At 55.8% G+C, this 2757-nt stretch carries 2 protein-coding genes and 1 pseudogene; all 3 read right to left on the bottom strand.

Annotation, left to right across the window (positions count from 1 at the left end; translation table 11 throughout):
• The coding region (allB, locus tag AQR02_RS02285; RefSeq protein ID WP_054941957.1) for an allantoinase AllB at nucleotides 1-1352 on the bottom strand (1352 nt) is incomplete at its 3' end.
• A gap of 49 nt (nucleotides 1353-1401) precedes the next feature.
• Entirely contained in the window at nucleotides 1402-2457 is a 1056-nt protein-coding gene (locus AQR02_RS02280) for a DUF6282 family protein (RefSeq protein WP_054939209.1), read from the bottom strand.
• Nucleotides 2458-2498: 41 nt separating this feature from the next.
• Nucleotides 2499-2757, bottom strand: a pseudogene (locus tag AQR02_RS32970) (carbohydrate ABC transporter permease); the annotation flags it as partial.

Raw genomic sequence — 2757 nt, 5'->3', positions numbered from 1 at the left:
CCGTTCCCTGGATATAGAAGTCCCTCTCCGTCGTTATACATCATCCGGCCCCGCAGCAGTGTCTTCTTCACTTTGCACCCGAACCTGCGGCCGATATACGGCGAATGCTGGTGCTTCTGATACAGGTCAGATGTCTGCAGCGTATATGAGGCGTTCAGATCGACGAGGGCCAGATCGGCGTCGCAGTTTAATGCGATGCGTCCCTTCACCGAAGCCAGTCCGAATCGCTCGGCAGGAGTCCCTGACAGCAGCCGTGCCAGCAGCGGCAGCGGAATGCCCCGTTTCTGATGCCCTTCATCCAGCATCAGCTCAAGTGTGCTCTGTACACCTGCGATGCCGCCCCAGGCTTCGAACATATCCGGGCCGGTCTTCAGCTCTGCCGGACAGGGCGAATGATCGGAAGCCAGGAAATCGAACCAGCCTTGCTGTAATCTGTTCCACAACCGGGCCTGCTCTTCTGCGTCACGCAGGGGAGGCGCACATTTAGCCACCGCACCCATAGCCGCGAAATCTCTGTCAGTCAGGCAAAGATAATGGGGGCAGGTCTCCAGCGTTACATCGAGTCCTGACTTCCGGGCATCCCGGATGCGTCCCGCAGCAGACTCGCTGCTGATGTGGACGAAATGCAGACGGCATCCGCTTTCGGCCGCATAACGCAGTGCCGTTTCTACCGCCTCCACCTCCGCTTCTATGGGACGGGAGGCGGCATAGCTCTCCGCGCCAAGCCGTCCCTGGCTGCGGGCTTCCCGGGTTAGGCGTGCTACAGTAGGCTCATGCTCCGCATGGAGTGCCAGCACCTTTCCGGTCTCAGCGATAATCCGCATCCCTTCTTTGAGGGTCTGGTCGTCCGAACGGCGGAACGCTTCCTTGTCCTTGTCACCCGGAGAGGACATGAATGCCTTGAATCCGATCACTCCAGCCTGTGCCAGCAGAGGCAGGTCCTTAAGATGGCCGGGCATTAACCCTCCCCAGAAGCCGTAATCAGCATAAGTTCTGCCTGACGCACACTCCCTCTTCCGCTGAAGTGCGGTAAGGGTAACGGTTGGAGGAATTCCATTAAGCGGCATATCCAAAAAGCAGGTTCCCCCGCCGGCTGCAAGCGCGGCGGACCCCGTCCGGAACCCTTCCCAGGAGCCTAGTCCCGGTTCATTGAAATGCACATGCGAGTCGATTACACCTGGCATCACGGTCAACCCCAGTGCATCTACTACCGCGGCTCCTGCCGGATCGATATTCTCCGAGATTTCAGCAATCAATCCATTTTTTATGCCGATATCCTTACGCTCTACGGCTGCTTCCGTAACGATAGATCCTCCAGTGATGACGAGATCATACGATGCCGAGGATTCCATGCGCCTCTCCTCCTGTCCATGCTGACTGTAACTGCATACCCACGGTACTCTATGAATCGATGCCGATCAGCCTTGCCGGATTGGTAGCTACCATCCGGTAAATATCGTCCGGAGAGAACTGATAATCCAGCATACTGGCGATCATTGTCCTCATACCCTGTACCGGCGTCGACGCTGCGCGGATGCCATAGTCGGTGCCAAGCACGAACTGGTCGATTCCAACTTCGCGGATGGTTTTCATCCATTTTGTCGCATTTGAGAAACGCCCGAGCTCTGCACCCATATCCATATATTCCCTCTCCACATAGTAATGTGTCCGGGGAACATCAGGATACAGCCAGTCTACAAGACAGGCTTCCAGAAAAGCGCCTCTGGCCGCCGCCGCTTTCTGCTCCTCTATCGTCATCTGGCCGCGCACCGGATGGGCGATCAGCACCTTGGCAATGCCGTATTGCTCCGCAAGATCCAGCAGACGCAGCGCCTCAGGAACAGATACATGTCCCGTGTTCAGATACACCTCCGGATGTTCCGCGACCATGCTCAGAATTTCGTCCAACGCTTCCGGAACAGGTCCTTCCAGCGGGATTGATGTCGCCACAGGCAGCTCTTTCTCTGCAAACTTCGGAAAAGCGTCCTTGAACGGAACCAGCTTCCCGTCGATCAATGTAGACTCCCGTTCTGCGGAATGGCGGGTACAATGCGATCCGAAGCTGATGAAGCGGCAGCCCTCCTCCATGTGCAGCGCAGTTTTTACCGAACGGGGGTTCATTCCGCCATGGCAGGAATTCATCAAATAGCCTCCATAAGTATGAATGCCTGGAACATGGCGGTTCACAACCCAGGCCATTCCTGAAGCCCAGCCAAAAACATCATAATACACAATGCTTTTCATGCCTGCAGCAGCGGCTTCCTGCGCCACCTGGATCGGATCAAGATGCCCGGGGTTCGAGTTCAGCACTGGACCGGCGTGCACATGACTGTCAATGGCACCGATCAGCAGCTCATCCGGCAGCTCCATTGACCTGCGGTAAAAGGACTCATTCCAGCGTGAACGGTCGGGTGTCCGCAGCTGCGGCAGTTCCTGATCGTAATTGTTATTTAGCATAATATCCCTCCATTAGTGTGAAGTTATAGTGTCCATGCGATTTACCCCTTGACTGCGCCTGACATAACGCCAGCGATAATGCGCGAGCTGAATGCAAAATAGATTAAGGTAACAGGAAGCATGGACAGCACCATTCCCGCCATCAGCTGCGGATAGTTGGTACTGTGCTGAGATTTAAAGTACGACATGCCAAGCGGAACTGTCCGCAGCGACTCATCCTTCAGCAGCACCAGCGCAAAAGAAAATTCGTTCCAGCAGGAGAAAAACTGCAGAATGGCGACCGTGGTCAGCACCGGCACG

Source organism: Paenibacillus ihuae (genome assembly GCF_001368795.1).
GTDB classification, from domain to species: Bacteria; Bacillota; Bacilli; order Paenibacillales; family Paenibacillaceae; genus Paenibacillus_AQ; species Paenibacillus_AQ ihuae.
The sequence above is the reverse complement of the archived record's forward strand: the minus strand, read 5'-3'. Positions and strand labels throughout refer to the sequence as shown.